Origin of the sequence: Methylophaga sp. UBA3603, from assembly GCF_002375335.1 — a bacterium.
Taxonomy (GTDB): Bacteria; Pseudomonadota; Gammaproteobacteria; order Nitrosococcales; family Methylophagaceae; genus Methylophaga.
Map to the genome: position 1 here is coordinate 186,636 of NZ_DFMC01000010.1, position 21,439 is coordinate 208,074.

The following is a 21,439-nucleotide window of genomic DNA, read 5'->3' on the forward strand; positions in this document are numbered from 1 at the left end:
CTTTTAGTAGACTGCTTATTTTTTCGCAGCAGCTTCACGTTCTTTAACTTCTTTAATAACCTCTTCTGCCACGTTACGTGGGCATGGCAAGTAGTGCAGGAACTCCATAGAGAACTGACCACGACCAGATGTCATCGTACGTAGAGTACCGATGTAACCGAACATTTCGCTCAGTGGGACTTCAGCTTTAATACGTACGCCAGTTGCACCGGCATCCTGCGATTTGATCATGCCACGACGACGGTTCAAGTCACCGATAACATCACCAACGTTATCATCCGGGCAGAACACATCTACTTTCATGATCGGCTCCAGCAATTGTGGGCCCGCTTTCGGAATGGTTTGACGGAACGCACCCATCGCAGCAATTTCAAAGGCCATTGCTGATGAATCCACGGCGTGGAATGCACCATCAAACAAGTTTACTTTGACGTCAAGTAATGGGAAGCCCGCTAAAACACCACGGCCCATCATTTTCTTGAAGCCGGCTTCAACAGCTGGCCAGTATTCACGAGGAACGCTACCACCGGTTACGGTTGATTCAAAATTGAAACCGCTGCCTGGTTCACCTGGTTCAATGATGTAGTCAATACGACCGAATTGACCAGAACCACCCGATTGTTTCTTGTGGGTGTAACTGTCTTCGATTTTTTGCGTAATGGTTTCACGGTAAGCAACCTGCGGTTCACCAACAATTACATCAACGTTATGGGTACGCTTCAGGATATCGACTTTGATATCCAAATGTAATTCACCCATACCTTTCATAATGGTTTCACCGCTATCGTCATCGGTTTCAACACGGAAAGAAGGATCTTCTTTAATCATTTTGCCCAGTGCAACACCGAGTTTTTCAGCGGCAGCTTTATCTTTAGGCGCAATCGCGATTGAGATAACGGGATCCGGGAAGACCATTGGTTCCAATGTCGCCGGATTTTTCGGGTCACATAAGGTGTGTCCAGTCTGAACATCTTTCATACCGACGATGGCGATAATGTCACCAGCGTGTGCGTAATCCAGTTCGTTACGATCATTGGCGTGCATTTCCACCATACGACCAACACGTTCTGTTTTGCCGGTGAAAGTATTCAGGATGGTATCGCCTTTTTTCAATTCGCCTGAGTAGACACGAACGAAAGTCAATGCGCCAAAACGGTCATCCATGATTTTGAATGCCAGTGCACGCAGTGGGCCTTTGATATCAACTATAGCGTGTTTACCGGTTTCGTTACCTTCCAAATCAACTTCTGGTTGTGGATCAACTTCAGTTGGATCAGGCAGGTAATCAACAACGGCATCCAGGATTAACTGCATACCTTTGTTTTTGAATGCCGAACCACAGTATGTTGGGAAGAAATCCAATTGCAATGTACCTTTACGGATACATCTTTTCAGATCTTCGATAGAAGGCTCTTCACCTTCCAGATATTTTTCCATCAGATCATCATCCTGCTCTACAGCAGTTTCGATCAGTTTTTCACGCCATTCTTCAATTTGGTCAGCCATATCAGCTGGTGGCTCTTCGATGGTGTAGTCTTCAGCATTTTTCTCATCTTTCCAGATCCATGCTTTACGGGTCAGCAAATCGACAACACCGGTAAATTCATCTTCAATACCGATTGGCAAAACCATTACCAGTGGCGTTGCTGCCAGTACGTCTTCAACCTGTTTTACAACACGGTAGAAATCAGCACCGATACGATCCAGCTTATTAACAAAGATCAGACGAGAAACTTCTGAGTCATTCGCATAACGCCAGTTGGTTTCTGATTGCGGCTCAACACCACCACTACCACAGAAAACACCAATACCGCCGTCCAATACTTTCAGTGAACGATATACTTCAATCGTGAAGTCAACGTGACCTGGGGTATCGATAACGTTCAGACGATGGCCTTTCCATTCACAGGTTGTGGCTGCTGACTGGATAGTAATACCGCGTTCGGCTTCCTGATCCATAAAGTCCATGGTGGATTCACCATCATGAACCTCACCGGATTTATGAATTTTACCGGTCAGTTTAAGAATACGTTCGGTGGAGGTGGTTTTGCCCGCATCAACGTGAGCGAAAATACCAATATTTCTGTACTTGGATAAATCGGAAGAAGCCATAATCCTGTCTCTTTTGTGTGAAAAACCGATGTTGTTTACATCATCAGGGAGTTAAACCCGCAAATTCTAAACTACAATGCTTCGGGATGCATCCCGAATTGATATCAAAGCCTGTAAGTGCCCTGATAGCAGTCTTTTGAAGTTTCGGATTGAATTACTACGCCCTTAACAGGCGCATTTTTGCGATTTTTAACGGAGCTTTTGCTGTAATGGCAACCATTGATGCCGATACACTACGCCCGGTGTGGCAAACACCAGAAACAAACTCAAGGTAGTGACAAAAAACTCCCACTGCTGGGGATAAATATTGCCTGCATACTGCTGCTCAAAAGCGATGGAGACCAGTAAAGCTACAAAATAATATACTACTACTTCAAACAGTCTTAACCAGGCATTTTTACCATTTTTTAACGGGATAAACAGAAATAATCTTGAATTTACCCATGGTAAATTTGCCAGCACAAACATTATCAACAGCAGTAACCAAATCGACATTTTTAAACCTAACTAAATATTCTGGCGCAAAGCGCAAATAAACTTCCCGGAAACAAACCGAGTAACAGTACTGCTAATACGTTGCCACTCAGCAGGTACTGCATTGAGGTTGTGGCTGCGATATGGGGCTTTTCGGTGGCAGTGTCGAAAAACATCACCTTGACCACTCGCAAATAATAATACGCACCTATAACCGACATCACGACAGCAACAATAGCAACGGCCAGTAAATTAACATCGACGACTGATTTAATCACGCCTAATTTCGCATAGAAACCGGCCAGTGGTGGAATACCCGCCATGGAAAACATCAGTAACAGCATCATCAACGCATGCCAGGGGTGGCGTTGCCCCAGACCTTTAAAGTCTTCTATCTCTTCAGCTTCAAAGCCCTCACGACTCAGCAGCAGAATCATACCAAAACTGCCTAATGTCATCAGTGCATAGACCAGGGTGTAAAACAATGCTGCAGCATAGCCTGCCTGTGTTCCGGCTAAAACACCTAATAATAAAAAACCAACGTGCGAAATGGTGGAATAGGCCAGCATCCGCTTTAAGTTGCTCTGTGCAATTGCCAGCAGATTACCCAGGATAATCGACAATACGGCCAGCATGATCAGCATATTGCGCCAGACACTAAGCATATCGCCCATACCTTCCGTCAATATACGTATCAACAAGGCAAAAGCCGCTATTTTGGGGGCACTAGCGACAAATAAAGTAATAGCTGTGGGCGCCCCCTGATAGACATCCGGTAACCACATATGAAACGGTACCGCACCAAACTTGAAGCCGATACCAATCACCAAGAACACAATGCCCAGACTCAGGACTGTCTGATTCAATTCTTCAGTGTCTAATGCTACGGCTATGGCCTGGATACCTAATTCACCAGTGACCCCGTAGATAATCGACATGCCGTATAACAACATGCCCGAAGCCAATGCGCCCAAAATAAAGTACTTCATTCCGGCTTCGGTAGCGGCAAATGAATCTCGTTGCATGGCCACCATGGCGTATAGACAAAGCGACATCAATTCCAACCCTAAATACAGCGTCAAAAAGTGATGTGCCGACACCATTACCAGCATACCCAGGGTGGCAAACAAGGCCAGTACATAAAATTCGCCCTGCAATAAATTTCGGGCCTGTAAATAACTATAGGAATAACTCAACACAAGCATATTTACCAGACAGATCGCCAGTTTAAGGATATCGCTAAGCGGGTCTTTGATATAAGTTTCAGAAAAGGTCAGCCCACCCTCACCCATCATCCAGAAAACCGTGAAAAAGGTTACTAAAAGACTCAATTGGCTTAATGCATGTACCAGATTGATTCGACGATTACCGGTAAAAGCGACCACGAGCAGCACAATACAGCACATAGCCAGCAGCAGCATCTCTGGCAAGGCAAACAGCATATTTGGAACCTCAAACGCCATATGGTGTTTCCTTTAAAGCTTTGACTGAGTGATTTGCAGCAGCAGATTATCTACCGACGCATGCATCACATTAAGTAACGGATCGGGCCAAATACCAATCACTAAGACAATGACCGCCAGACTTGCCAACAGCAGCATTTCCCGTGAGTTAATATCCTGTAATTTAGCGACTTGGTCATTGGCGATCTCTCCAAAAAATACCCGTTTGACCATCCACAAGGTATAAGCCGCGCCCAGAATTAAAGTCGTGGCCGCCAGAAAGGCATACCAGAAGTTGGCCTGAAACGCCGCCAGGATCACCATAAACTCACCGACAAAACCTGAAGTACCGGGCAACCCGGCATTGGCCATCGCAAAGAACACGGCCAACGCGGTAAATTTCGGCATGCTGTTGGCGACACCGCCATAGGCACTGATTTCCCGGGTATGCATCCGGTCGTATAACACGCCCACGCTGAGGAACATCGCCGCAGCGATAAAGCCATGCGAAATCATCTGGACCATCGCACCTTCAATCGCCAGCACCTGCCCATTCCCGATACCGATAGTGATTGCCTCATTGGCAGTAATCCGAAATATAATAAACAAGCCCAGGGTGACAAAACCCATATGAGCAATACTTGAATAGGCAATCAGTTTTTTCAAATCGGATTGCGCCAACGCGACAAAGCCAATGTAAACAATGGCAATCAACGATAAGCCAATGACCAGCCAGTCCAGCGTCATACTGGCATCCGGGGTAATCGGCAGAGCAAAACGTAGTAGACCATAACCACCGATTTTCAGCGTGATCGCCGCCAGAATTACCGAACCACCGGTAGGCGCTTCAACGTGAGCATCGGGTAACCAGGTATGTACCGGCCACATCGGAATCTTCACTGCAAAGGCAATTAAAAATGCCAGGAAAATCCATATCTGTTGAGTCAGAGTCAAGCTGACAGCATGAAAGTCCAGAATCGAAAAACTGCCCGCCTGAAATTGCAGATATAACAGTGCAATAAGCAAAAACACTGAGCCGAAAAAGGTATACAGAAAAAACTTAATCGTGGCATAGACCCGATTGGGTCCTCCCCAGATGCCGATCACCAGAAACAGCGGAATCAGCATTGATTCAAAAAATAGATAGAACAGAATGGCATCAAGCGCTGCAAACACACCCAGCATCAAGCCTTCCATAATCAAAAAAGCAGCCATGTATTGTGCTGCCCGATCCTGAATGACCTGCCAACCAGCGATAACAACCAGAACTGTAGATATCGTGGTCAGGATCATCAGTGGCATCGAAAAGCCATCAATGCCAAGGTAATACTCGATATTAAATGTGGCGATCCATGACAGGCGTTCAACAAACTGCATTTGATGACTGGTGTTATCAAAACCGATATACAGCAAAAAAGACAGCATCATGGTGACGACACTGATAACTAAAGCCAATTGGCGGGCCAAAATCTGATTCTGTTTACAGAACAACAGCAAACCGCCGCCGATAATTGGCAGCAGAATCAATATACTGAGTAGCGGGAAGTCCATCATCTAATCAGCTTGCTCCTAAACCACAAACCAGGTGAGCAACAGCCACACCCCGATAATCATTACAAAGGCGTAATGGTATAAATAACCACTCTGCATTTTGCGCCCTACTCTCGAGATTAAACCCACTGTTCGTGCTGTACCGTTAACCACTAAACCATCAATTAACATTCGATCACCCACGCGAGAGAACAGCCAGCCCAGACCTCGTGATCCACCGGCAAAAACTTTGTCGTTAAATGCATCAAAGCCGTATTTATTTTCCAGAATTTGCCATAGCCACATCAGTCGATGCTGAATTTTGGCAGGCAGATCCGGACGTTTGAGATAGAGATACCAGGCGGTTACCAAACCGGCCATTGCCAGCCAGAACGGTGCGGTCATCAATCCATGGCTGATAAATCCGATTAACCCATGATAGTGGGCAGCTGCCAGTACATCATGCTGCGGCATAACGGTTATCGCATCGCTGAAGAAATTGTCATACACCAAAGTGCCAATCAAATAACCGGCCAATACCGATGGAATCGCCAGCAGAATCAACGGCCAGGTAACCACGCTAGGGGATTCATGTGGCGGATGGCCATGCGCATCAAAACGTTCTTTGCCGTGGAACACCAAAAACAAAAGCCGAAAGCTGTACAGACTGGTAACAAATACCCCTATCATCACAGCCCATAAGGCGAAGCTACTGCCTGGGATGGTCGACTCATGTACCGCCATAATAATGGCATCCTTGGAGAAAAAACCGGCCAGCCCGGGAAAACCAATTAACGCCAGCGTACCAACCAGACTCGTCCAATAGGTGATTGGCAGATATTTTTTCAGCCCGCCCATTTGCCGAATATCCTGCTGATGATGCAGCGCTAAAATCACTGAACCAGCCGCTAAAAACAGCAACGCTTTAAAAAATGCGTGGGTGAATAAATGAAAAATCGCGGCAGAATAAGCCGACACCCCAAGTGCTACGGTCATATAGCCGAGCTGTGACAAGGTTGAATAGGCAATAACCCGTTTGATATCGTTCTGAATCAAGCCCAAAAAGCCCATAAACAAAGCGGTGATCGCCCCAATCACCAGAATAAATGACAGTGCAGTTTCAGAATATTCGTATAGAGGTGACATTCTCGCCACCATAAAGATACCTGCCGTGACCATAGTAGCCGCATGGATCAATGCAGATATCGGGGTCGGGCCTTCCATCGAATCCGGTAACCACACATGCAGTGGAACCTGCGCTGATTTACCCATTGCGCCGATAAATAACAGAATGCCAATCACCGTCATTAACGACCAGGCGTAATTATCAAATATGGAAATGGTCTGCCCCGCCATCACCGGAGCCTGATTAAATACCTCCATATAATCCAGACTACCGGAATACATCAATACGGCAGCGATACCTAGCAGAAAGCCAAAGTCCCCCACACGATTGACCAGAAATGCCTTGAGATTAGCGTAAATTGCAGTGGGCTTTTTGTACCAGAAACCAATCAGCAGATAGGAAACAAGGCCAACCGCTTCCCAGCCAAAAAACAGCTGCATAAAGTTATTGGCCATCACCAGCATCAGCATTGAGAAGGTAAACAGCGAGATATAACTGAAAAACCGGCTGTAGCCGTCATCATCATGCATATAACCAATGGTGTAGATATGCACCATCAGCGATACAAAGGTCACCACGGTCATCATCACTGCAGTCAGTGAATCAACCAAAAAGCCGACTTCAATGCTCAGGCTGCCAACTTGCAGCCACTGATATACCGCCTGGTTATAGGTTGCGCCATCCATGACTACCAGCTTCAACACCCAGAGCGATAAAAAGAACGCAATACTGACACCGGCGATTGCCGCTCGATGTGACCAGTTCCGGCCAATCCTACGACCAAAAAAACCAGCAATGATACTGCCCAGTAAGGGGGCTAAAACAATGGTCAGTAACAGGGTCTGGGTCATGCCGTTAGCCCTTTAACCGGTTGAGATCATCAACATTGATGGTGCTGAGATTGCGGAATAATACGACCAGGATTGCCAGGCCAATCGCTGCTTCAGCCGCCGCAACAGTCAGAATAAAAAACACAAATACCTGGCCAGCGGCATCCCCGGCGTAATAAGAAAAGGCAATAAAGTTCAGGTTAACCGCCAGCAACATCAATTCAATACACATCAGCAGGATAATGATGTTTTTACGATTGAGAAAAATACCGGCAACAGACAAGCTGAACAAAATAGCGGCAACAATCAGAAAGTCAGATAAAGCAATCATGGTTTTCCTTTCCCATCCTGGCGTTTTTCCGAGGCCATTTTCACCAGACGGACGCGGTCTTTACTACGAACTTTGACCTGCTCAGCTGGATCCTGAGTTTTGCGTTTATTGGGCCGTAAGGTCAGCGTAATGGCTGCCACGATGGCCACCGTCAGAATCACCGAAGCGATTTCGAATGGATAAACATAAACCGTATACAACAGTCGGCCCAGCGTTTTGGTATTACTTTCATCAGAACCTTCAGGAACTGGCACCTGATCCAAACCAAAATTCGCCGCACCCAATACGGCAATTAATTCCAGCACGATCAAAACGGCAACTAATAAGCCTAACGGCAGATAACGGGTAAATCCTTCCTTAAGTGCACTGGTATCTATATCCAGCATCATGACCACAAACAGGAACAGCACCAGCACCGCACCGACATATACCAAAACCAGGCTGATCGCCAGAAACTCGGCTTCCAGCATCAACCAGATGGCTGCACTGGTAAAAAAGGCCAGCACCAGAAACAATGCTGCACGCACCGGATTTCTTACGGTAATCACCATGGTGGCGGCAAACAATAAAATGCCAGCAAAAAAATAAAACAGTATTTTTTCCATAATTATCCGGCCTATCGATAAGGCGCATCAGCCTCCCGGTCAGCAGCGATTTCCGTCTCGTATTTATCGCCAATCGCCAGCAACTGTTGTTTGTCCATAATGTTTTCACCACGATTTTCAAAGTGATAGGCAAATACTCGGGTTTCGACTATTGAATCCACGGGACAGGATTCTTCACAAAATCCACAGTAAATACATTTGAATAAATCGATGTCATAGCGCGTGGTTCGGCGTGTGCCGTCTTCACGAGGTTCGGTATCGATGGTAATTGCCAATGCAGGGCAAACCGCTTCACACAACTTGCAACCGATACAGCGTTCTTCACCATTGGGATACCGACGTAAAGCATGTAAACCGCGGAAACGTGGCGATTGTGGCGTTTGCTCTTCGGGATATTGCACCGTGACCTTGCGCGAAAACAAATGTCGCCCGGTCAGACGTAATCCCTGCACTAACTCCCACAGCAGAAAACTCTTAAAAAAGTGACGAATTGACTCATTCATGGACTTGTCACCTCGACGATGTTGTTAAACCAGGGCCCGATATCGAACACCTGCATGGTCGAAATAATCACCAGCCAAACTAATGTCACTGGTATAAATACTTTCCAGCCGAGACGCATCACCTGATCATAACGGTAGCGAGGAAAGGTGGCGCGGATCCATAAATAGATAAACAGAAACATACTGGTTTTCAGTAATAGCCAGACCAGTCCCGGTACCCAGGCAAACATCGGCTCTAAAACCGGAATACCTTCAAAAGGTGATAACCAGCCGCCCATAAACAAGGTGGCGGCCAGGATCGAAATCAAAATCATATCGGCGTATTCAGCGAGGAAAAATATCGCAAACGCCATCCCGGAATATTCCACATGGAAGCCGGCAACAATTTCGGATTCACCTTCGGCAATATCAAACGGTGCGCGATTGGTTTCCGCCACACCAGAGACAAAATACACAACAAACAACGGTAACAAAGGTAACCAGTACCAGTAAAAAATACCGCCTTGCTGAGCCATAACAATCTCACTCAGGTTCAAGCTACCAGCGGCAATCAGTACGCCTACCAGGGCAAAACCCATGGCAATTTCATAGGAGACTACTTGAGCGGCACTGCGCATCGCGCCTAAAAAAGCATAGCGTGAATTGGAGGCCCATCCAGCAATCACAATGCCGTAAACACCCATTGAGGTAATAGCCAGTACATATAACAAACCGGCATTAATATCGGCCAACACCATGCCAGCGTCAAACGGGATAACCGCCCAGGCTGCCAAAGCAGGACCAATTGCTAATACCGGTGCCAATACAAACAAATAGAGATTGGAGCGCGTGGGCAAGATGATTTCTTTAAGTAATAACTTCAGACCATCAGCAATCGGTTGCAGCAGGCCACGCGGCCCCACACGATTGGGGCCAATACGCATCTGGATATAGCCAATAACTTTCCGTTCGGCCAATGTCAGATAGGCTACCGCCAGCATCAATATCGCTACAATCAGCAAAATTTTGCCTATATTGGGTAACAAATGCTGGGTGAGCAGATCAAGCATCTGCTGTCTCCAGTATGGCTGATAATTCTACATCACCAAAGGCTGATGTTAATTTGGCACTTAATGGCGAGGCTGCAGCTAGATAAACCATGCCCTCAGCAACCTGTTCATCTATCAGTACGGTGGTCGATACGGAGATTTCACCCTGCTGAATATGCACCTGATCCCCCTGATGTAGACCTGACAGCTCAGCCTGTATCGGATGAATCCGCAAGGTATCCAGAAACTGATTTTCCGGTGTTAATTGCAGGGCTTTACTATGTCTGACCAGACTGTCTGTACGATATATCGGCACCTCTGAAATCAGCTGCAAACCGTCAGCCTGAGAAATTTCAGCTGGAATATACAAACCGTGTTTAACCGGAGAATGCCGGTTCAACTGATCCTGCAACTCCTGGCGCACCCCTTCTGAAGAAACATAATCAAACCCGTTGAATTTTGAAATATTGCCCAGTACCCGCAGAATTTTCCAGCCTGGACGACTTTCTCCCGGTGGTGCCACTGCGCCGGTAAAGGACTGCCATTGATGATCCAGACCGACAAATGTACCAGACGTTTCTGCAAATGCCGCCAAAGGCAGTAATACGTCGGCATACTCATGAAGACTGTTGCAATGAAAACTGTTTATTGCGACCACAAAACCGGCTCGTTGCAAGGCAAGTTGGGCAGCAGAGGGATTTGAACAGTCAAATTCCGGTTCAATATTCATTAATACATATGCACGTAACTGCTCTTCCCAGACCGTTTTAGCATCCAGGCCAGGCTTTACGTCTTTAATCATTTCGTTATGCGGTAAAGCGCCGGCCAAATGCAAAGCCTGACTATTCGCTTCCGGTAGAATTAACAGCCGTGCTCCTGTCAGTTTACTGATAAGCGCCGCCATTGATCGAATGACTGCTGCCTGAGGGTGCTGATTGGCTAATGCACCAACAACAATTAATGGTTGATTGCCATTAGCCAGCTGCATCGCAATATTCTGCTCGGTTGCCGAGGCCGCTTTTTCAGGAATCAGATGTTGCCAGGCTGCAGCAGCCTCCTTATCCAAATGTAATAACGCTTTGGTAATGCCGCTGAGCAAGGCGAATAGTTGTGCCGTATTCACCACCACCTGACGGTCTGTCGGCATCAGCAAATCGGTTTTGAAGAAATTAATATCACTGACCAGCCCGCCGGCATAAGCCGACTGGCGAATTCGATGGGCTAACAGGGGCGCTTCACTGCGAACATTACAACCCAATAAGACAATCGCATCACAATCTTCAACTTCTGCCAGGCAGATTGGGCTGAATTGCTCCTGCCCTGCGTCACTGAAATCCTGCTGCCGTAAGCGATGATCAATATTCTGACTACCAAAATTACGTAGCCATTTCTGGAACAGATAGGCTTCTTCCAATGTAGCTGTGGGGGATATCAAGCCGGCAATCTGATCGGCACCATTTTTGGTTTTAACGTGTTTGATTCCTTCTACTGCAAACTCAAGAGCCGTCTGCCAATCGGTAGTCTGCCATTCACCATTTTGCTTAATCATGGGATGCAGCAAACGATCAGGATGTTTTAAACCAAGATAACTGAAACGATCCCGGTCTGAAATCCAGCTTTGATTGACGGATTCATTATCTCTGGCAACCACACGCATAACATCATTCTGCCGGGTATGAATCTCCACACTGGAACCCACGGCATCATGCATCGCAATTGACGGGTGGGAAGTCATCTCCCAGGCCCGTGCTTTATAACGGAAAGGTTTGGAAGTCAGTGCACCTACCGGACAGATATCAATGATATTGCCTGATAACTCCGACGCCAGACTGTGTTCAACATAGGTACCGATTTCCATATGTTCACCACGGCCTGTCGCACCCAATTCTTTGATGCCGGCAATTTCCTGCCCAAAGCGCACACAACGGGTACAGTGGATGCAGCGGGTCATATCGGTTTGCACCAGCGGTCCGATATCCTTGTCTTTCACAACCCGTTTTTTCTCACTGAATCGGCTTATGCCACTGCCATAGCCCAGCGATAAATCCTGTAATTCACACTCGCCGCCCTGATCACAAATCGGGCAATCCAACGGGTGATTGATCAGCAGAAATTCCATAACGCCACGTTGTGCTGCCAGCGCTGTTTCTGACTGAGTAAATACTTTCATTCCCTCTGCAACTGGCGTGGCACAAGCTGGCAAGGCTTTACGAGCCTTATCGACTTCAACCAGACACATACGGCAGTTGGCCACTATCGACAGGTTTTTGTGATAACAAAAACGCGGAATATCAATACCCGCCTCATCAGCAGCCTGAATAATCATTTTGGCTGAATCCACTTTAAGTGGAATGCCATCAATTTCGATATTAACCATAGTTCAACTTCAATTCTGGTTCATCAACCAGGCAGCGTTGGTGATCGATGTGATACTGAAATTCATCGCGAAAATGCTTGATAAAGCTGATAACCGGCGCGGCTGCGGCATCGCCCAGAGCACAGATCGTATTACCGTTAATGTTGTTCGCAACATCTACCAGACGATCCAGATCTTCCTGACGGCCTTCGCCATTTTCAATGCGTTTAATAACGCGATATAGCCAGCCGGTGCCTTCACGACAAGGGGTGCACTGACCGCAGGACTCCTCGTAATAAAAATAGGCGATGCGCTCCAACGCTTTGACCATGCAGGTGGTTTCGTCCATTACAATCACTGACCCTGCCCCAAGCATCGAACCTGCCTTGCCGATACCGTCATAGCTCATTGCGGTTTGCATCATGACATCTGCAGGTACCACAGGTGTCGAACTGCCACCGGGGATAACGGCTTTAAGTTTGTTGCCATTGCGGACACCACCGGCGAGTTCCAGTAATTCTGCAAAGGGCATTCCCAATGGCACTTCATAATTTCCCGGTTTATTCACATGGCCGGTCATGCAGAAGATTTTCTGACCGCCGTTATTTGGTGTGCCCAGCTCATGAAACCAGTCCGCACCATGTTGCAGTATGACAGGCACCGAGGCTAACGTTTCGGTATTGTTTATTGTGGTTGGCCGGCCGTATAAACCATAGCCTGCCGGGAATGGGGGTTTGTAACGCGGCTGGCCTTTTTTGCCTTCCAGGGATTCGAGTAATGCCGTTTCTTCACCGCAGATATACGCACCGGCCCCAGGATGGGTATGAAGTTCAAAATTAAATCCACTACCAAGAATATCCTTGCCTAAATAACCCGCTTCACGTGCTTCAATTAATGCTTGTTCAAACCGTTCAATCGGCTCAAAAAACTCACCACGAATATAGTTGTAGCCACGTTGGGCACCAATGGTATAGCCGGCGATAATCATGCCTTCAATCAGCTGGTGCGGGTTGTAACGCATAATGTCACGATCTTTACAGGTGCCGGGCTCGCCTTCATCCGAGTTGCAGACAATATATTTATCCCCTGGCATACGCCGCGGCATAAAGCTCCATTTCAGCCCGGTTGGAAAGCCAGCACCGCCGCGTCCACGTAGTGCCGAATTTTTGATGGTCTCAATAATACTTTCCTGACGGGTCTTTTCACGGAGAATTTTCTCCAGTACTTCGTAACCGCCAACGCTGCGATAAGCTTCCATCGACCAGGGCTGGTCAAGGTGCATGGTGCGAAAACAAACCTGGTTTTGTTGCATCATTTCACCCCGTCTAAAAGCGTATCGATTTTTTCCACGGTCAGGTGCTCATGGTAATCACGATCCAGCAATAACATGGGGGCACCGACACAAGCTCCCAGGCACTCTACTTCTTTTAACGTGAATTTGCCGTCAGCAGTGGTTTGCCCAAAACCAACCCCCAGCTTTTTCTGAATATGTCTGGCGATATCTTCCGAACCACATAGCTGACAGGAAATATTGGTACAAAGGCTGATTTTATGCTGGCCCACCGGTTTGAGTTCAAACATCGTATAAAACGTAGCGACTTCAAACACACTGATAACCGGAATATCCAGATATTCCGCCAACGCACGCATCAATCCCTCGCTTAGCCATCCTTCATGCGCATCCTGCAGAATATGCAAAGCCGGTATGACCGCTGATTGAGCCTGGCCTGGTGGATATTTACTAATCCAGCTATCCAACTGTTGGCGGATGGCTTCACTGAACAGCTGATCCCGGTGGCCTGTGAGTTGCAACTCTGCTGTCATCGGTCAATCTCCCCGAAAACAATATCCATGGTACCGATAATGGCCACCACATCAGCCAGCAAGTGGCCTTTAGCCATTTCGTTCATTGCGGCAAGATGGGGAAAGCCCGGAGCACGTATTTTGACGCGATAAGGTTTATTGGCACCGTCCGAAACCATATAAATTCCAAACTCACCTTTTGGATGTTCTACTGCACTGTATACCTCACCTTCTGGCACACAATAGCCTTCAGTAAACAGTTTGAAATGATGAATTAATGCTTCCATATCATCTTTCATATCCGCTCTGCTGGGAGGCGCTATTTTGACATTATCAACAATCACTGGCCCCGGATTGACTCGCAGCCAGTCAATACATTGCTGCATGATTTTATTGGACTGACGCATCTCTTCAATGCGTACCAGATATCGATCATAACAATCCCCCTCTTTACCCACCGGGATATCAAAATCCAATCGGTCATAAACTTCATAGGGCTGCTTGCGCCTTAAATCCCATTCCACACCACTGCCACGTAGCATTGGTCCGGTAAAACCAAGTTGCAGCGCGCGTTCCGGCGATACCACACCAATTCCTACGGTACGTTGCTTCCAGATACGGTTATCGGTCAACAGCGTTTCATATTCATCAACGCATTTGGGAAAGCGTTGACAGAAGTCCTCAATAAAATCGAGCAGGCTGCCTTCGCGGCTTTGGTTTAACTTTTTAACCTCTGCGTCAGAATGCCATTTGGATTTTTGATATTGCGGCATGCTGTTGGGTAAATCACGATAGACGCCACCTGGACGATAATAGGTTGCATGTAACCTTGCACCGGATACAGCTTCGTAACAGTCCATTAAATCTTCACGCTCACGAAAGCAATAAAGAAAGACGGTCATAGCACCGATATCCAGACCATGTGCACCAAGCCACATCAGGTGATTCAAAACCCGGGTCATTTCATCAAACAAAACCCGGATGTACTGTGCCCGAACCGGAGGTTCAATACCTAATAGCTTTTCTATCGCCATCACATAGGCATGTTCGTTACACATCATCGACACATAATCCAGCCGATCCATATAACCAATACTCTGGTTATAGGGTTTGGACTCAGCCAGCTTTTCGGTACCACGATGCAGCAAACCAATATGTGGATCAGCGTGCACAATAACCTCGCCATCCATTTCCAGAATCAGCCGTAATACACCATGTGCTGCTGGATGTTGTGGGCCAAAATTCAGCGTGTAATTTTTAATTTCAGCCATTATTTCTTGGCCTCGCTGCCATGCGGTTGCAGGTAACGGTTATCATCACGAATTACCCGCGGGACCAGTGTTCTAGGTTCAATACTGACTGGCTGATAAATCACCCGTTTCTGTTCGGGGTCATAAAGCATTTCTACATTGCCAATCAATGGGAAATCCTTGCGAAACGGATGTCCGACAAAACCATAATCCGTCAGAATACGTCGCAGATCTTCATGGCCTTTGAACAGGATGCCAAACAAATCAAAGGCTTCACGTTCGTACCAGTCAGCCGAATGCCAGATGCTGGTAACTGAATCAATAATGGGCGTTTCAGCAATCAGATCCACCTTAAGGCGAAGTCGATTATTGTGTTGCACCGATAGCAAATGATAAACAACGGCATAGCGAAAGCCTTCGTCCATTTCGTCGATTTGCGAAAACGGTTCACGTGCCCGACTGAAACCATGTTCAGTGGCCTGTTTGGTTTCCCAGCCACTGTTGCCGTATACGGAATAATCTACACCGCATAAATCAATTAATTGGGTAAACTCAAATTCATCGCGTAATGCTTGGCATACTGGAATAATCTGTTCAGCCTCAACATGGATTGTTAATTCGCCACGATTAAACTCACACTCCACCAGCTGATTGGCAAAATGCTGTTCCAGTTTATGTTTAAGCGATTCCATGCAACAACCTTATGCTTGTGAGCTTTTAGCGATGGTATTGGTACGTTGAATCTTTTTCTGTAACTGAATAATACCGTAGAGTAAGGCTTCAGCAGTTGGCGGACAACCCGGCACATAAATATCCACCGGTACTATCCGATCACAGCCCCGAACGACTGAATAGGAATAATGGTAGTAGCCACCGCCATTAGCACAGGATCCCATTGAAATAACCCAGCGAGGTTCGGACATCTGGTCATAGACCTTGCGTAATGCCGGTGCCATTTTGTTAACAAGGGTGCCAGCCACAATCATCACATCCGACTGACGGGGACTGGGCCGAAACACTACCCCGAAACGATCCAGATCATAACGTGAAGCTCCGGCATGCATCATTTCAACCGCACAACATGCCAGACCAAAGGTCATCGGCCATAAAGAACCGGTCCGGGCCCAGTTAATTAATTTATCTGCAGAAGTGGTGACTATACCTTCGTGAAGAACGCCCTCTATTCCCATTCCAGGGCTCCTTTTTTCCATTCATAGATGAAGCCTACTACCAGAATCCCCAGAAACAGGAACATGGCCAGCAAACCAAACACCCCGATTTCATCGAGCACGATAGCCCAAGGGAATAAAAAGGCGATTTCCAGATCGAAAATGATAAACAGAATGGCAACCAGGTAATAACGCACATCAAATCTGCCATGCGTGTCTTCAAAAGGTTCAAAGCCACATTCATAGCTGGAGCGTTTTTCGGCATCAGGGCGCTGTGGCCCGATAATAAAGCCCGCAATAAGAGGCATCACACCGAAGCCAATGCCAATGATAATAAACAACAAAATGGGGAGGTATCCCTCTAACATGCCGCCCTTCCACTCTTCCGAGATGTAGTGTCTTTGTGACACCTGATAATTATTATTGTTTTTACGAAATCAAAATTATTTGATCAACTCCCGATAGTACACATTAACGGGCTGTATTTGAAGCGTGCATTTAGATGCATTTATTCATGAACATAATTCTCCAGCTTTGAGATTAATTCATCAGGGGTAATCGGTTTGCTGAAATAATATCCCTGCACATAATCGCAATTCATTATTTTGAGGGAGTTTGCCTGCTCTTCAGTCTCCACACCTTCAGCAACGACTTTCAGGCCAAGCCCATGCGCCATGGCAATGCTGGCATTAACCAATTCCCTATCGGCTGGATCAGTTGTCATATCGTTAATAAAGCTTCGATCGATTTTTAATATGGCAAAAGGATAGCGCCGCAGATAGCTAAGTGATGAATAGCCAGTACCAAAATCGTCCATCGCCATCTCAATTCCCTTAGCAGTAAAAGACTGAAATAACTCATCAGTCATCAGGTAGCCGCTAAGTAATACACCCTCGGTTATTTCCAATTCCAGCGTATTGGGCTGAACTGGGTATTGCAGTAGCTGCTGCTCTACAAAACCTAACAATCCAGGGTCACGAAACTGACAGGGAGAAAGGTTGATCGCCATGCGAAAATCTGGCTGAAGCGCCTGCCATTTTGATGCCATTTTTATAGCTGAATGCATCACAAATTCGCCAATCGAGACAATCAGACCGGTTTGCTCAGCAACAGGTATAAACTCATCAGGACCGATGGGACCCAACTGATCGTTTTGCCAACGTAACAAGGCTTCAGCACCAATCATTTTCCCCGTTGCCAACTCAATCTGTGGTTGATAAAACAGATAAAACTCGCCTCTTTCCAAAGCTCCATACATCTGTTGCTCTATCAATAATCGGCGGGTTGCATCACGGTTCATTGACTCGGTGTAATATGTAAAAGTATTACGCCCATTACTTTTAGCATAAAACATGGCTGCATCAGCTTGTCTGAGTAATTGTGAAGCATCATTTCCATCCACAGGATGAATGGCAACACCAATACTTAAGGTCATTGTGAGAGATTGCCCATCAATGCTGAAAGGCAAGCGAAATTGCTGAATCAGATTTTCAACAATTTGCGTAATTTCCTCCGTTGTCTGCAGGTCGGTCAGCAACACAATAAATTCATCACCACCAAGCCGACCAAGAGTGTCACCATGGCGAATATGCGTCTGAATACGCTTTGTGACCTGGATCAGTAAGGCATCGCCGGCAGAATGTCCCAATGATTCGTTAATTTTTTTAAAATCATCTAAATCCATACATAACACACCCACCATGTCTTTATTGGGGTGGGCCAACTTCAGCCGTTGGGATAAACGATCCAATGCCAGAAAGCGATTAGGCAGGCTCGTTAACGTATCGTATTGCGCCAGATGAAGTATTCGTTCTTCCTGCTGTTTACGTGTGGTAATGTCAGAAATAACGGCAATTAGCCCCGTCAAATCACCCAGCTCGTCATAAATATAGTCCCAGCTATATTCCAGAATTTTTTGCTGACCTTGCTGGCTAAGATTGGTGGTAACCATTAAATCTGGTGATGGCTGATGGATCACCAAATTATCGAACAATCGTTTAAATTGCTGTTGAGTGGTTTCATCCGGTTGATAATCCCAGATATGGGATCCGATCAACTCATTAGGTTTAACGCCCAGAATCTCATGATGGGCTTGATTACTGAAAGTAATTCGCCCTTGCAGATCGCATTCCAGTATCCCGCATGACACATTATCAAAGATCAAACATAACCTTGATTGACTATCCTGCAATGCAGCAATAAGTTTATTTTGCGATAACCATGAACGTTGGGTCATCAACCAGACCAGGATGGTCGTGATAGTGACAAACAGTAATCCCTTGTATGTTTGTAAACGTGACAATAACAGGGGATCTCGGGTGAACCGTTCTATAAGTTGATCTGAAAAAATAATCCATAATGTGGCAAAAATGGCATAAAACAATGCAATTCGCAGTGGTGCAAGATATCCTGCTCTTCGAGACTTATTAAGTCGACTCTGCAATTGGTTGAGTTTATTGCTTAACACCCGGTCTACCTATCCAATTCATACCATCTTAATTATTACGTTTATATTTTTTGTAACCATACTCTTTTAAGTATCGTTCATGGGTTTAATTACTTAAAAAGACCCTAGCATAGCCATTTCGTTAATATGTACAACCTCAAGCCTTTTAGCCAAGGTCATCAATAACATTATCTTTAAGCGATTTACTTTATGTATGGACTGATTTTCGCCATTGCTGCATACGTTATCTGGGGCAGCTTCCCACTTTATTTCAGTTATCTCAATAGCGTATCAGCCGTTGAAGTGTTGTCGCACCGAATTCTCTGGTCTTTACTTGCCACCACGGTGGTAGGCCTTTTACTGGGCCGCGGCCGTAAGTTGATTAAGACTTTTGCCGATAAAAAATTATTATTGTGGCTGGCGTTATCATCATTACTTATTGCGGTAAATTGGTTGATATTTATCTGGGCAGTTTCACAGCATCGTGTGCTAGAAGCCAGCCTGGGATATTTCATTACCCCGGTAATGAGTCTGTTATTGGCGAGATGGTTACTTAAAGAACAGCTGCATCCTTTACAGGCATGGGCCGGGGTGCTGGCCACAATTGCGGTTTTGTGGGAATGGGTCAGCCTGGGGAGCATTCCATGGGTAGGCTTATCGTTGGCCCTGGCATTTGCACTTTATGGACTCATTCGAAAAAAACATCCTGTCGATGGCGTAAACGGCTTGACCATTGAAACCTTATGGTTGGCCCCTGTTGCGCTGTTCTGGATCCTTTGGCAATCAACAAACGTTGATTACAATCTCGCATTTGGTGAGAGCTCACAATTAACGTTGCTACTTATTGGTTCAGGTTTTCTCACTGCTCTGCCTTTGGTTCTATTTGCCATGGCGGCCAGTCGAGTCGATTTATCAGTAGTGGGGTTTATTATGTACATCAACCCGACAATTCAATTTGTGATTGGTGTTTTTGTGCTCAAAGAAGCCTACCCACCGGAAAGGCTGATAACCTTTGGATTAATCTGGATAGCGTTAATATTCTTTATTGCAGGTATGTGGAAAAAGCATCGTCGACAGGTTAATCACCAATAATACGCTTTCTATAAATCGACTTATTGGGCTAACAATTTGGAATTTGCCGATTATATTCAAAAATAAAAAACCCGCTCAGCGATTTTATTCACTGGCGGGTTTTTATATATTGGTGCCGTCGGCCGGAGTCGAACCGGCACACCCTAAGGCACTACCCCCTCAAGATAGCGTGTCTACCAATTTCACCACGACGGCAATTAACTGTGAGGGATTTTTATGGAAAGTCTGGGAGATCCGCAGGACTTTCTTCTGCAGGCTGTTCAATTACCACTGAGTCAGTAACACTCTGAACACGATCAGCGTTACCAGCAAGATAAGCCAATGTCAGACTGGTAATAAAAAATACTGTGGCCAGAATGGCGCTGCTACGACTCAGGAAAGATGCAGAGCCCTGACTCCCAAACAGGCTTGAAGAAGCCCCACCGCCGCCACTGCCACCGCCGCCAAATGCAGCACCGGCATCAGCACCTTTACCGTGCTGGATTAAGATCAAACCAACTAACAATAGTGAGATCACAATGTGAACCACCAGAATCAACGCATCCATTTAACTTCCTAATTTTGAACTGCAGCCTGACAGATTTTTACAAATTCATCGGCATCTCTAGAGCCGCCGCCGATTAATCCACCATCAATATCGGGCTTGGCAAATAATGGAGCAGCATTATTACCTTTTACGCTGCCGCCGTAAAGTATTCTGAGTGATGCGGCAATATTCGCATCATGTTTTGCCACCCGCTGACGCATGAACGAATGTACATCCTGCGCCCATTCCGGGCTGGCTGTCTTACCTGTTCCGATTGCCCAGACAGGTTCATATGCCAATACCACTTTTGACAGCGCTTTGACCCCTTGTTGCGCAATCACTATATCCATCAAGCGTGCCACCATTTCTTCGGTGCGGCCCATGGAGTGTTCTTCCGGGCTTTCACCAATACAGATAATGGGGGTAATGCCATGCTTGACGGACATTTCATATTTTTCTGCGATGATATGATCAAGAAAAACCTGATCCAGATTTAGCTCTGCATACAGGCAACGTCGTTCGGAATGACCAATCAACACATACTGACAACTAAAGTCATGCAACATTGCCGCTGAAATTTCACCGGTATAAGCACCAGAATCAAATTGCGACACATTTTGCGTCCCCCAATACATTCCTGTACCGGATAAAGCAGACTGAACCTGTTGTATATATAGTGCAGGAGGGAATAAAGCGACATCAACTGAAGCAAAGGAGTCTCTTTGCGCCAGTATCGCATCAAGCAACAATTTGTTGCTTGCGCTAGAGCCGTTCATTTTCCAGTTACCAGCGACCAGCGGTTTGCGCACAGACACC

At 46.3% G+C, this 21,439-nt stretch carries 20 protein-coding genes and 1 tRNA gene; 1 reads left to right on the forward strand and 20 read right to left on the reverse strand.

Annotated features, from left to right (window positions below; genetic code table 11):
- Positions 1-15: 15 nt before the first annotated feature.
- The 17 genes from fusA to B4F66_RS11770 all read right to left on the reverse strand — a co-directional run bounded on the left by fusA (position 16) and on the right by B4F66_RS11770 (position 19,026).
- Positions 16-2,112: an elongation factor G gene (fusA, locus tag B4F66_RS11690; protein WP_292353729.1), complete on the reverse strand. Its 2,097-nt coding sequence runs from the start codon at positions 2,110-2,112 to the stop codon at positions 16-18.
- Positions 2,113-2,301: 189 nt separating this feature from the next.
- Entirely contained in the window at positions 2,302-2,607 is a 306-nt protein-coding gene (locus tag B4F66_RS11695; protein ID WP_292353728.1) for a DUF2818 family protein, read from the reverse strand.
- 8 nt (positions 2,608-2,615) lie between these two features.
- Positions 2,616-4,049: an NADH-quinone oxidoreductase subunit NuoN gene (gene nuoN / locus B4F66_RS11700; RefSeq protein WP_292353726.1), complete on the reverse strand. Its 1,434-nt coding sequence runs from the start codon at positions 4,047-4,049 to the stop codon at positions 2,616-2,618.
- A gap of 12 nt (positions 4,050-4,061) precedes the next feature.
- Positions 4,062-5,582, reverse strand: a complete 1,521-nt coding sequence (locus tag B4F66_RS11705) for an NADH-quinone oxidoreductase subunit M (protein WP_292353724.1) — start codon at positions 5,580-5,582, stop codon at positions 4,062-4,064.
- A gap of 15 nt (positions 5,583-5,597) precedes the next feature.
- Positions 5,598-7,535, reverse strand: coding sequence for an NADH-quinone oxidoreductase subunit L (nuoL, locus tag B4F66_RS11710; protein WP_292353722.1), 1,938 nt, complete (start codon positions 7,533-7,535; stop codon positions 5,598-5,600).
- Positions 7,536-7,539: 4 nt separating this feature from the next.
- The gene (gene nuoK / locus B4F66_RS11715; protein WP_292353720.1) at positions 7,540-7,845 is read right to left on the reverse strand and encodes an NADH-quinone oxidoreductase subunit NuoK; all 306 of its coding nucleotides are present in this window, start codon (positions 7,843-7,845) and stop codon (positions 7,540-7,542) included.
- Positions 7,842-8,450 carry an NADH-quinone oxidoreductase subunit J gene (locus B4F66_RS11720; RefSeq protein ID WP_292353718.1) on the reverse strand — a complete coding sequence of 203 codons (609 nt, stop codon included), beginning with the start codon at positions 8,448-8,450 and terminating at the stop codon, positions 7,842-7,844. Before B4F66_RS11720 ends, nuoK begins: the two co-directional genes overlap by 4 nt.
- A gap of 11 nt (positions 8,451-8,461) precedes the next feature.
- Positions 8,462-8,953, reverse strand: a complete 492-nt coding sequence (gene nuoI / locus B4F66_RS11725) for an NADH-quinone oxidoreductase subunit NuoI (RefSeq protein ID WP_292353716.1) — start codon at positions 8,951-8,953, stop codon at positions 8,462-8,464.
- Positions 8,950-10,002: an NADH-quinone oxidoreductase subunit NuoH gene (gene nuoH / locus B4F66_RS11730; protein ID WP_292353714.1), complete on the reverse strand. Its 1,053-nt coding sequence runs from the start codon at positions 10,000-10,002 to the stop codon at positions 8,950-8,952. The genes nuoI and nuoH overlap by 4 nt, the downstream gene beginning before the upstream one ends.
- Complete coding sequence (gene nuoG / locus B4F66_RS11735) at positions 9,995-12,358, reverse strand: NADH-quinone oxidoreductase subunit NuoG (protein ID WP_292353712.1); 2,364 nt, start codon at positions 12,356-12,358, stop codon at positions 9,995-9,997. Before nuoG ends, nuoH begins: the two co-directional genes overlap by 8 nt.
- Complete coding sequence (nuoF, locus tag B4F66_RS11740) at positions 12,351-13,649, reverse strand: NADH-quinone oxidoreductase subunit NuoF (RefSeq protein WP_292353711.1); 1,299 nt, start codon at positions 13,647-13,649, stop codon at positions 12,351-12,353. The genes nuoG and nuoF overlap by 8 nt, the downstream gene beginning before the upstream one ends.
- A complete protein-coding gene (gene nuoE / locus B4F66_RS11745; protein ID WP_292353710.1) occupies positions 13,649-14,161 on the reverse strand; it encodes an NADH-quinone oxidoreductase subunit NuoE in 513 nt (170 codons plus the stop codon). Before nuoE ends, nuoF begins: the two co-directional genes overlap by 1 nt.
- Positions 14,158-15,411 carry an NADH-quinone oxidoreductase subunit D gene (locus B4F66_RS11750; RefSeq protein WP_292353709.1) on the reverse strand — a complete coding sequence of 418 codons (1,254 nt, stop codon included), beginning with the start codon at positions 15,409-15,411 and terminating at the stop codon, positions 14,158-14,160. Before B4F66_RS11750 ends, nuoE begins: the two co-directional genes overlap by 4 nt.
- On the reverse strand, positions 15,411-16,082 hold the full coding sequence (locus B4F66_RS11755) for an NADH-quinone oxidoreductase subunit C (RefSeq protein WP_292353708.1): 672 nt from the start codon (positions 16,080-16,082) through the stop codon (positions 15,411-15,413). Before B4F66_RS11755 ends, B4F66_RS11750 begins: the two co-directional genes overlap by 1 nt.
- Before the next feature lie 9 nt (positions 16,083-16,091).
- Positions 16,092-16,580, reverse strand: coding sequence for a NuoB/complex I 20 kDa subunit family protein (nuoB, locus tag B4F66_RS11760; protein WP_292353707.1), 489 nt, complete (start codon positions 16,578-16,580; stop codon positions 16,092-16,094).
- A complete protein-coding gene (locus B4F66_RS11765; protein ID WP_292353706.1) occupies positions 16,571-16,927 on the reverse strand; it encodes an NADH-quinone oxidoreductase subunit A in 357 nt (118 codons plus the stop codon). Before B4F66_RS11765 ends, nuoB begins: the two co-directional genes overlap by 10 nt.
- Positions 16,928-17,067: 140 nt before the next feature.
- On the reverse strand, positions 17,068-19,026 hold the full coding sequence (locus B4F66_RS11770) for a putative bifunctional diguanylate cyclase/phosphodiesterase (protein WP_292353705.1): 1,959 nt from the start codon (positions 19,024-19,026) through the stop codon (positions 17,068-17,070).
- A 189-nt stretch (positions 19,027-19,215) separates the two neighbouring features.
- On the opposite strand from B4F66_RS11770, the gene rarD reads away from it, so the two are divergent.
- Positions 19,216-20,097, forward strand: a complete 882-nt coding sequence (rarD, locus tag B4F66_RS11775) for an EamA family transporter RarD (protein ID WP_292353704.1) — start codon at positions 19,216-19,218, stop codon at positions 20,095-20,097.
- 110 nt (positions 20,098-20,207) lie between these two features.
- Here rarD and B4F66_RS11780 read toward each other — a convergent pair.
- The 3 genes from B4F66_RS11780 to tpiA form a co-directional block, all read right to left on the reverse strand.
- Positions 20,208-20,292, reverse strand: a tRNA-Leu gene (locus B4F66_RS11780).
- Positions 20,293-20,311: 19 nt separating this feature from the next.
- On the reverse strand, positions 20,312-20,644 hold the full coding sequence (gene secG / locus B4F66_RS11785) for a preprotein translocase subunit SecG (RefSeq protein ID WP_292353703.1): 333 nt from the start codon (positions 20,642-20,644) through the stop codon (positions 20,312-20,314).
- An 8-nt stretch (positions 20,645-20,652) separates the two neighbouring features.
- On the reverse strand, positions 20,653-21,432 hold the full coding sequence (gene tpiA / locus B4F66_RS11790; RefSeq protein ID WP_292353702.1) for a triose-phosphate isomerase: 780 nt from the start codon (positions 21,430-21,432) through the stop codon (positions 20,653-20,655).
- Positions 21,433-21,439 lie beyond the last annotated feature (7 nt).

Excerpts from the sequence above, each read along its gene's own strand:
- fusA (WP_292353729.1), bottom strand. The coding sequence starts at position 2,112 with ATGGCTTCTTCCGATTTATCCAAGTACAGAAATATTGGTATTTTCGCT.
- B4F66_RS11695 (WP_292353728.1), bottom strand. The coding sequence starts at position 2,607 with ATGTCGATTTGGTTACTGCTGTTGATAATGTTTGTGCTGGCAAATTTA.
- nuoN (WP_292353726.1), bottom strand. The coding sequence starts at position 4,049 with ATGGCGTTTGAGGTTCCAAATATGCTGTTTGCCTTGCCAGAGATGCTG.
- B4F66_RS11705 (WP_292353724.1), bottom strand. The coding sequence starts at position 5,582 with ATGATGGACTTCCCGCTACTCAGTATATTGATTCTGCTGCCAATTATC.
- nuoL (WP_292353722.1), bottom strand. The coding sequence starts at position 7,535 with ATGACCCAGACCCTGTTACTGACCATTGTTTTAGCCCCCTTACTGGGC.
- nuoK (WP_292353720.1), bottom strand. The coding sequence starts at position 7,845 with ATGATTGCTTTATCTGACTTTCTGATTGTTGCCGCTATTTTGTTCAGC.
- B4F66_RS11720 (WP_292353718.1), bottom strand. The coding sequence starts at position 8,450 with ATGGAAAAAATACTGTTTTATTTTTTTGCTGGCATTTTATTGTTTGCC.
- nuoI (WP_292353716.1), bottom strand. The coding sequence starts at position 8,953 with ATGAATGAGTCAATTCGTCACTTTTTTAAGAGTTTTCTGCTGTGGGAG.
- nuoH (WP_292353714.1), bottom strand. The coding sequence starts at position 10,002 with ATGCTTGATCTGCTCACCCAGCATTTGTTACCCAATATAGGCAAAATT.
- nuoG (WP_292353712.1), bottom strand. The coding sequence starts at position 12,358 with ATGGTTAATATCGAAATTGATGGCATTCCACTTAAAGTGGATTCAGCC.
- nuoF (WP_292353711.1), bottom strand. The coding sequence starts at position 13,649 with ATGCAACAAAACCAGGTTTGTTTTCGCACCATGCACCTTGACCAGCCC.
- nuoE (WP_292353710.1), bottom strand. The coding sequence starts at position 14,161 with ATGACAGCAGAGTTGCAACTCACAGGCCACCGGGATCAGCTGTTCAGT.
- B4F66_RS11750 (WP_292353709.1), bottom strand. The coding sequence starts at position 15,411 with ATGGCTGAAATTAAAAATTACACGCTGAATTTTGGCCCACAACATCCA.
- B4F66_RS11755 (WP_292353708.1), bottom strand. The coding sequence starts at position 16,082 with ATGGAATCGCTTAAACATAAACTGGAACAGCATTTTGCCAATCAGCTG.
- nuoB (WP_292353707.1), bottom strand. The coding sequence starts at position 16,580 with ATGGGAATAGAGGGCGTTCTTCACGAAGGTATAGTCACCACTTCTGCA.
- B4F66_RS11765 (WP_292353706.1), bottom strand. The coding sequence starts at position 16,927 with ATGTTAGAGGGATACCTCCCCATTTTGTTGTTTATTATCATTGGCATT.
- rarD (WP_292353704.1), top strand. The coding sequence starts at position 19,216 with ATGTATGGACTGATTTTCGCCATTGCTGCATACGTTATCTGGGGCAGC.
- secG (WP_292353703.1), bottom strand. The coding sequence starts at position 20,644 with ATGGATGCGTTGATTCTGGTGGTTCACATTGTGATCTCACTATTGTTA.